The 7,244-nt window shown below is 39.4% G+C and carries 5 protein-coding genes and 1 pseudogene; 2 read left to right on the top strand and 4 right to left on the bottom strand.

All coding sequences use genetic code 11. The features are described from left to right. Window positions 1-78: 78 nt before the first annotated feature. Entirely contained in the window at window positions 79-588 is a 510-nt protein-coding gene (locus IMQ48_RS23095) for a hypothetical protein (protein ID WP_230326433.1), read from the bottom strand. Between the two features lie 310 nt (window positions 589-898). Further along, the gene (locus IMQ48_RS23090) at window positions 899-1,222 is read right to left on the bottom strand and encodes a glucosyltransferase domain-containing protein (protein WP_230326432.1); all 324 of its coding nucleotides are present in this window, start codon (window positions 1,220-1,222) and stop codon (window positions 899-901) included. Window positions 1,223-1,655: 433 nt separating this feature from the next. Here IMQ48_RS23090 and IMQ48_RS15475 point away from each other — a divergent pair, with 433 nt between their 5' ends. Then, complete coding sequence (locus IMQ48_RS15475; RefSeq protein WP_196209749.1) at window positions 1,656-2,663, top strand: stealth family protein; 1,008 nt, start codon at window positions 1,656-1,658, stop codon at window positions 2,661-2,663. A 214-nt stretch (window positions 2,664-2,877) separates the two neighbouring features. Here IMQ48_RS15475 and yibB read toward each other — a convergent pair whose 3' ends face one another. Next, a complete protein-coding gene (gene yibB / locus IMQ48_RS15470) occupies window positions 2,878-3,735 on the bottom strand; it encodes a protein YibB (protein ID WP_196209748.1) in 858 nt (285 codons plus the stop codon). Between the two features lie 742 nt (window positions 3,736-4,477). On the opposite strand from yibB, the pseudogene IMQ48_RS15465 reads away from it, so the two are divergent. Continuing rightward, a pseudogene (locus IMQ48_RS15465) lies at window positions 4,478-4,597 on the top strand (IS3 family transposase); the annotation flags it as partial. A 218-nt stretch (window positions 4,598-4,815) separates the two neighbouring features. On the opposite strand, the gene IMQ48_RS15455 reads toward IMQ48_RS15465, so the two are convergent. Further along, complete coding sequence (locus IMQ48_RS15455) at window positions 4,816-6,903, bottom strand: TonB-dependent receptor (RefSeq protein WP_196209747.1); 2,088 nt, start codon at window positions 6,901-6,903, stop codon at window positions 4,816-4,818. Between the last annotated feature and the right edge of the window lie 341 nt (window positions 6,904-7,244).

Genomic DNA, 7,244 nt, shown 5'->3' with positions numbered 1-7,244 from the left:
GATTGTCGAAAATATGAAATCGATGCTAAATATCAAAAAATAATGCCCTTAGCGTCCAATGTTAAGGGCTTGCAATAATTAATTATTATATTTTCCTAAAAACACTATAGCGTTATTACCAGAAACAAATAATGAATAATATTTATTAGATGAAACAGGTTTGGCACCTTTGCTAGTCATGTTATTAAGTTGATCTTTGTTTTCGTTCTCATTATCATAACCATGTTTTGTTTGTGAGAGTCCTTTATTTATCAATTGGTAAGATGCTAAAAACTCAGTTGCTGGGGACAGGAAATGTTTTATTAATGGTTTGTTTTCTGCCAATAATTTTGCTCTTTCGCTCAGGTCCAACCCTCCTACGGTTCCAATGGTAGCGATGCTTTCATAACCGGCAATATCTTTAGCAATTATGCCGAAAATGTCATATTTATATTGTACATTCATAGCGTTGCTTAATTGAGCACTGAACGCCAATGAAGTTATAGCCGGAATCAATGCGAAATGTTTTAGGCGAGGGGCGAAATACATGATTGGTATGGCAATTATAACCATAAGGGCTGAAAATGAAACTAACGTTCGAGGTAGCACAGGTGCGTCCTGAAGTAAAATGGTTGGCCTCATAAGTGAAATAATGAATATAAAAAATGAGAAGGAACCATAGAGAATGAAAGATACTATATTTTTTACGTGTACGGTAGGAAACTAGCATACACACACAACCAATTATTATTGGGATTATGAAGTAAATATAAGTAAGGTGGCAAAAGAAAAAGTAAACTAATTTTTTTAAAGATATTAATGTTCTAGTGAGATGTTCTATTCCATCTCTATTAAAGTGAATTAACTCTGCACGAGCGTTGTGTTTTGGGGAAAAGAAAAGATAGTAAATGCAATAACATTATGAAAATAAAGCCGTTTTTTTGATTGTGAATGCTATTGATTCTTTGAGTGTTATATGTTGCTTTGCTGCAATGATGATGAAGTCAATAGCAAGCAAACCAATAAAAATATTAGTATATGGCTGATATAGAGTTAAAGAAAGTACACCTGTTATTATTTTTATTGATGTTTCCATTGTTAATTTGTTGTTTTTATATGTGTAAGCTATGATTCCAAGGAAAAAAGCAACTGACATGCCCAAACTATCGTATCTATATGCTATATTTTGCGGAATGAATGGGTTGAAAATTAAAAGTGTAGAAACTAGGTTCGCATTACTCAATAAGCGTTGATGGTTGCGACCAACTGGTGGTTATTTGAATATGAGAATACTGAATAGCTATCAGTTGTCGAAGATTCTGCATGTTTAACTTAACAGATGATATATTAAATCTTTAACTAACTAATCGTAAGACTCTTCAAATATTTATTCAATCAGACGACTCAATTGATCTTTTTCTTTTTTGACTCTATCACTGTTTGATACATTCACTTCCATCGACTTTACCTTACATTCTTTACTGTTTCAGTATGGAAAGTGGTATGAGGATTTTCTTACTATTATTATCATATTGAAAAATTCTGCAATGTGTTGTTTTTTTAATTTATGAATCAGAACCAATGAAATTAAGATGTTTGTCTTTATGCCTCGATTAGTTCAAAAAAAAATTTTAAGTTTCGTTATTATCCTGAAAAATAATTTTCAGGATAATATAATGAGTGATATTGATTTCGTTGTCTTATGGGTTGACTCTCTTGACCCAACCTGGCAGGCTAGTTTTGCCCAGTATAAAGGGGAGGCCAATGACTGTACAAGTACCACCCATCCGTCGCGATTCAGAGATATGGGCATATTTAACTATTGGTTCAGATGCGTGGAAAATTATGCGCCGTGGGTTAGAAAAATCCATCTGGTCACTTGTGGACAAATTCCGTCATGGTTGGATACTAGGCACGAGAAATTGAATATTGTTTACCACAGTGACTTTATTCCCGAAGAATATTTACCAACATTTAATTCTAATGCTATAGAGTTAAATCTGCATAGAATAAAGGATCTTAGTGAGAAATTTGTTTTATTTAATGATGATATGTTCATCACATCACCATTAGATGAGGGATTTTATTTTGAAAATAACTATCCTAATGATTTTCTTATTATAAAAAAGAACTTACCGAACAGCATAGATGATATAGTCATGTCTTCATCCGATTTTTTAAATTTGAGTGTTATTAATAGTTACTTCAACAAAAAAAAGGTGGTTCGAGAAAATAAAAACAAATACTACAGTTTGTGCTATGGTAGACGTATAATAAAAAATTTCTTAAATAGGAAAGAACGTTTATTTGAGGGGTTTTATAGTCGTCATCTTCCACAACCATTTTTGAAAAGTACTTTCGAAGAATTATGGGAGCATGAAGATACATTATTAAAAAATACTTCATGTGAAAAATTTAGAGCACCATTATGCGTAACCCAATATTTATTCAGATATTGGCAGTTGGTTAATGGGAAATTTAACCCTAAAAACCCAAAAGATAGAGGGGTCTATTTTAATTTATTATCTGAAAACATAAGCGATGCCGTTACCGCTTTATCGAATGGTACGGCACAGACATGCTTTAATGATACAGAGAAATTACAAGATTTTTATGGGGTTACAGCAGTTCTAAAAAACGCATTTGAACAAGAGTTAAGTCAAAAGTCAGGTTTTGAGCTTTAATCATGCCCGGTAGATCGAGTGGAAAACGAGACGCTAGGTAAGTTGATTCTATAGCATAAATTAGTTGTAAAGTTGCATAGTGATAGGCGTGCTAGTCAATATATTCAGCAATCTCAATCAGAGTATTACCTGAACGCAATCAAAAGGATATAATTCTTTAATCCGACACAATAATGAATAAAATTATATCATTGTGTCGGATTAAATAGGAATGCTATTTGCCGCGGAGCAAGATCTTAAATCTTAGCATGAAGGTCTGTAAATCTTTTTTTCCATACATTTTAAATAGATAGAACCATCTGTTTTTTCCAAGGTGGTTTAGTTGTACTAACTGCGGATTTAAGTAGTAGCACATTATGAAAATACCTTGATCATCATCTACAATATTATTTTGTAGTGTTTTTATTTGGCAGTAACGGACTAATTTATAGAATTCTTGCCATTTTGCTTGAGTCGCAACAATGGCCCCGCCAATGATAAATGAGCGATTATTGATCATATGCTCAAAAACATCGTCAATCGTTTTCGGATTAAGACCTCGTTTAATTGTAAAAAAGTTTACTTTGTTTTTATTAAATGGATAATCCCAGTGCGATAAACCTCGAGTAACCTCTGGGGTACGGCAATAACCGAAATCAATCCAGGCAATCATTTCATTGCTAACAAGATTCAGTTCTAAGGCTTTTTTTATAAAGTAGGCTTTTAGATTACAAACAAGTACATAGTCTGCAGACCAGTATTCAGGGTTAATTAGCTGACGTTTTTCGAGTTTGTCTCTAAAATCATCATCATGTTGGATTTTTTTAATTCTATCTTTGATGTTTTTAAATTTATTTTGAATGTCAAAGACAATGACAGTTGTTTTTTTTTCTGCTCTTATCTCTTCAATTTTAGGTTTAAGTTCACTGGATGTGAAAATGATCATTTCATTATCCAGAGTGGATAGGTTTTTAAAGTAATCAATATAAGTTTCAGCGGTTCTCTCTAAATGAGGGGAGTAACCTTTGCTGCTTGTCCAGGTTCCTCTCCCAATATCAAAAAAAGCCGTAACTATAGTGATCGATGAATTCATATTTTTCAATCCGTATACTTTATACTTGCTCACTAGGTATTTAAATTATAGAAATTTAATGTTTCTAGATGATTCTATTTTTTACATTGTATCAGTTACTGCCTAAGCCGGAAAGGTTAATATGTGTTTTACAAGAACGGGTGTTGCGTGGCAGCATTCAGATTCTGTATGCTCGGTAACCCCCCAAAGAGATTATGGAGGCATACCGGCTCAGGTAAGTAAGGCGTCGTTTATTACCGTGTAAGTTAGGTAAGTACAGGGCGCAAACAACTTTTATACAACTGATGATCAGCGTGCTGGGATGGGATAACAGGGCCAGAAAGCCCCGATAGTATGATGTGCAGATGCCGACATTATAGCGACGACTGTCAATCATTGAGGTCTGCTTATAGGCTGTAGTATAGATGAGATTCACATTGAATAATGTTATATAATCAGCCATTCGCGTAAAGCTCTTATTGAGATAATAGCGAGCACTCAACTCTACAAAGCATAGGCCTCAGTTGCTGTGGATTTTCCTATATCTAGTTAATTTCTACGGCAACTTGCTTTAGTCCACAATTCCAAATCATTGACAATGCTCCCGGACATCAAAAAGTTAGCCATACTGGATGGGAAATTACTCAAAGATAGCCCTCATATTCACCACTTTTCTGTTCGCTGTGCGTATGGGCATATTGATCTTACCCAGTAATAGTGGACACGAGATTATGTGAGTAACTCTCAACCAGAGGTGACTCACATGGCAAAACCAGTATCAACCATCAAAAAGATCCGCAAACAGCACTCGCCTGAATTCCGTCAGAAAGCCCTTAAACTGGCAGAGCGTATTGCTGTCGCTGCGGCCGCCCGCGAGTTCTCGTGTCCTGCAGACCTGGCGCAAGCCAGGGAAATGGTAAAAGAATCTGTGGCAATTTATAACCAGAGCAGCCGCATCTGGCCCTGAAATATAAAACGCCCGATAATGTTCATCAGGCATTTTACAGACAGAAAACAGTCAACTTATATAGGACTAGTCAAATAACCCTTACATAACGAACCGGGTTGCTGGTTCTAACCTGGTCAACATACGCGTGATAATTAGAACTGGTAGTTTAACGATACCCAGTAGTTACGACCCGGATTGACGTAGCCAGTCGTGGATTGTGCGGTCTGGAAATAGTCGCCCGCGTAGGTGCTGCTGCGGCCAACCTGATACAGTGTGACGTCGCTAAAGTCTTTATCCAGTATATTATTTACCGCCGTATTCAGCGTCAGTTCTTTGGTCAGTTTATAGGACATACCCATATCGAGAACTGTCCAGGCTTTTAAATTGGCCCCTTTATCGTCGTATACAGCTTTTTGGACTGCGCTGAGGTTGTCGTAATTTTCGGTAAAGCGCGGGGCTTTACCGCGATAGCGTGCGCTTAACCATGCATTCATATCCTCAGTAGCCTGCCAGTTCAAACGGGCGTTAGCCATGTGTTTGGGGGTATAGCTCAGCGGTGCGCCTTTGTTTTCGCCATCTTTTTGTTTGCTTTGTGTATAGGTGTAGTTGAGAGATAAGCTCAGCACGTCAGACCACAGCGGGAAGGTGCTGGCGAATTCAACGCCGTCTGTTCTCGCCTTGCCGCTGTTGGTATAGCTGTTGGTATTGTCATCGATGGAATACGAGACAATTTTATTTTTGTATTCGGTGTAGAAGCCAGTAACGTTGGCGTTCAGACCCGCGTCGTTCTCATAGTACAACCCGGTTTCATAGCTGGTGCTCTCTTCGGGCTTAAGGTCGGGGTTGCCGACCGTATTGACGGTTCCCTGAGCGGTCACACCGCTGATGCCGTTGTGCAGTTGGCTGAGTGACGGGGCTTTGTATCCGGTGGTGACACCGCCTTTCAGGGTCCATTCTTCCGATACGTCCCACACCATGTAAGCTCGTGGGCTAAGGTGTCCGCCAAAGACATCGTTATGCTCATAACGCGTGCCTGCGGTTAATGCCAGCGAGTCGAGAATATGCCATTCATCTTCCGCGTAGGTTGCCCAGGTTTTCTGGTGGAATGTCTCACCGGTATTGGCCAGCACCACCCCGTCTTTCATGCGGGCATCCCAGTATTCTCCGCCGAGAGTAAGTAGATGCGAATCGCCCAATGGCGTCAGCAGCACCGAGTCAAGGATGACGTTGGTATTCTTCAATTCACGAGCGTCACCGGCCCGGCCAGCGTTTTCCGGCGTGAGTGCGGATGAGACCAGTTGGCGGCCTTTGTTCTCAGTTTCATTCCAGCCCACAGATGACTTCCAGGTGCCAAATGTTAATGCGGTATCGTGACCTAACGTGAACTTATTACGTTCATAGCGCAGGGTTTTATCGTATCCGCCGGTGAGATTACCCAACTGCCCGTCATCATTGTCGTAGCGCTGTCTGGCGGAGTCGAGATCCAGCCACAACGTATTATTTGCGCCGGTTTTCCAGTCCAGACGGGTACCGATGTTGTAGTTTTCCGATTCTGTAGGGTAAGGCACGCGCGTTGATGCGGTATCGCTCAGAGAGGTGACGCTGGAGCCTTGTCGTTGTGTCGTGCTGCCGCGTACCTGCATGTCCAGCACGCCAGCAATTAGCGGGCCACTTGTCCAGAAGTTGGCGACCGTGCTGTTACCCCATTTATTGCTTTCTTGCAGGTTAACGCCGGTATTAATGGACGTGCTCCATTTGTCCGTACTTCTCTTGGTAATGATGTTAACGACACCGCCGATAGCATCTGAACCGTACAGCGTCGACATGGGACCGCGGATCACTTCAATATGATCGATGGCTGCCAGCGGAGGCATAAAACTGGTATTCATGGCAGAGAAGCCGTTGGGCGTCACGTCACTGCTGCCATTTTGACGAATACCGTCAATCAGTATCAGGGTATAGCTGGCGGGCATACCGCGAATGCTGACTTCCAGACCGCCGGTTTTACCGGTGCTACTTTCAACATCCACCCCTTCAACGGAGCGCAGGGCTTCACCTAAGTCATTATATTTATTGGTTTGTAATTCTTGTTGAGAAATAACCGACACGCTGGCAGCAGCGTTGGTGATCTTTTTTTCGTAACCCGACGCGGTCACGACCATGACGTCATCGGCGAATGCATAAGTACAGCTGAATCCAAGACAGGACAGAACGACAGAGGCAACAGGTTTTAAACGCATAGTCAAACTTCCTTTGTTAAAAATTCAAAGGCAGTAAGATAATTGATGAAAATGATAATACAAATAATTATCATTACAAATTTACATAACTTGTCACTCTCGGTATATTTCTTGAATAAACATACATAAATTGTCATTAATTTTAGATAAGGAATAGCGACAAAATGTGTATACCGTTTTCACGGTAACTATTAGTTTTCATTTAATATAAAGCTGAATAAATAGAAGAAGAGGATAAAAATCACTGACAGTGAATCAATGCATACCACTAACTGAGAAGTTGAGTGCCGTATGATGTTTTTTTAAATTCGTCATACTTTTCTGCGCTGTATCATTTTTTT

The organism is Citrobacter sp. Res13-Sevr-PEB04-36 (assembly GCF_015672735.1).
Classification (GTDB): domain Bacteria; phylum Pseudomonadota; class Gammaproteobacteria; order Enterobacterales; family Enterobacteriaceae; genus Citrobacter.
The sequence above is the reverse complement of the archived record's forward strand: the minus strand, read 5'-3'. Positions and strand labels throughout refer to the sequence as shown.

Coding starts and splice junctions, on each gene's coding strand:
- yibB (WP_196209748.1), bottom strand. CDS start 3,735: ATGAATTCATCGATCACTATAGTTACGGCTTTTTTTGATATTGGGAGA.
- IMQ48_RS15455 (WP_196209747.1), bottom strand. CDS start 6,903: ATGCGTTTAAAACCTGTTGCCTCTGTCGTTCTGTCCTGTCTTGGATTC.
- IMQ48_RS15475 (WP_196209749.1), top strand. CDS start 1,656: ATGAGTGATATTGATTTCGTTGTCTTATGGGTTGACTCTCTTGACCCA.